The following is a 1,217-nucleotide window of genomic DNA, read 5'->3' on the forward strand; positions in this document are numbered from 1 at the left end:
TGGGTTTGATCGTCGCGCCGGTGTTCCCGTGATTGATCCCATAAGTTTCTGGTAGAAAAGACTTTGAGTTCTTTTTGCGGGTTGGCTTCGATGGCGTCTTTTCCATGAGACGAGGAGCGGTCGCCGGCGAGCGGAGGCCGACTCGCATCGGGGAACGTGGGGATGGGACCGACATGCCGCCACGAAGACGGCCGACGCGGCCACCGCCCCGGTCGTCGTGGCTTCGTGATTGGGTTCGGTCGTCGCGCGGGCTGCTTCGAAGGACTCGCCGTAAGTTCTTTTCCGGCAACGTTCCCGACGCGGTTTTCGATTGGCTTCGCCCCCCCCGGCCTGCGGGTGAAAATGACCGATCCCCGCGTCCTTCGAGATCCGGTTCCTCGTCTCGGAGTCAGGGACGTCCCGGCCACACCTCATCGTGGGACCTCCACCATCGCATCGCCGCCCGCCCAGGGGACACGCCGACCGGCGCGCAGCTTCGCCGGGGCGCAAGGCCTCTATAGAGAGAGTGCGCCATGTTTCGCGATTTTCGACCGGGCCCGGGGAGATTTCTCGCGGATTGTCGCCGCGGAAATCGGCGAAATCGGGGGCTACTGACCGGGGCAGCCGGCGCGATTGGCCGGCTTCGGCCGGAGATGGAGCACCGTACGCAATGGCGGACGTTGATAGCTTTTGCTCCGACGCAGACCCTCCGGGTGGCCGTGGTGGAACACCACGGGACCGCCTCGGCCTTGGTGAAGAGCCGGTCCACCCACTCGGCCTGCCCCCGTGGTGTCCCACCACGGCCACCCAGTGCCATCTGTCAATCAATCTCTCCGCGTCCTGAACCCCCCGCCGTTTGCGACAATCCCAGTGGCTCGACGCCGCCCGGGATCGGCAGGCAGGTCGCGGCACGGGACGAGCATGGGTGAGCCTCTTTCCCGACCCGTATAATGGGCCGTTTCGAGGCGTACCCTGGAGACCCTGGATGACCACCCCGACCGCTCCCGATGCGGCCCACGACACGATCGGCTGGCGGTTCGACAACACCTACGCCCGCCTGCCGGAAACGCTCTTCACGCCGGTTCAGCCGGCAAGGGTCCGGGAACCTCGCGTCGCGGTCCTGAACCACAGGCTCGCGAAGGCGCTGGGCCTCGACCTCGCGGCGCTCTCGTCCGGGGAGGCGGCGGCCCTGTTCGCGGGCCAGGACCTGCCCGCCGGTTCGCGGCCGATCGCCCAGG

General features: G+C 67.1%; 1 pseudogene. It reads left to right on the top strand.

What is annotated here, in order from left to right:
• Nucleotides 1-964 precede the first annotated feature (964 nt).
• A pseudogene (locus G6O54_RS36880) lies at nucleotides 965-1,217 on the top strand (hypothetical protein); the annotation flags it as partial.

Source organism: Aquisphaera insulae (assembly GCF_011064615.1).
Taxonomy (GTDB): domain Bacteria; phylum Planctomycetota; class Planctomycetia; order Isosphaerales; family Isosphaeraceae; genus Aquisphaera; species Aquisphaera insulae.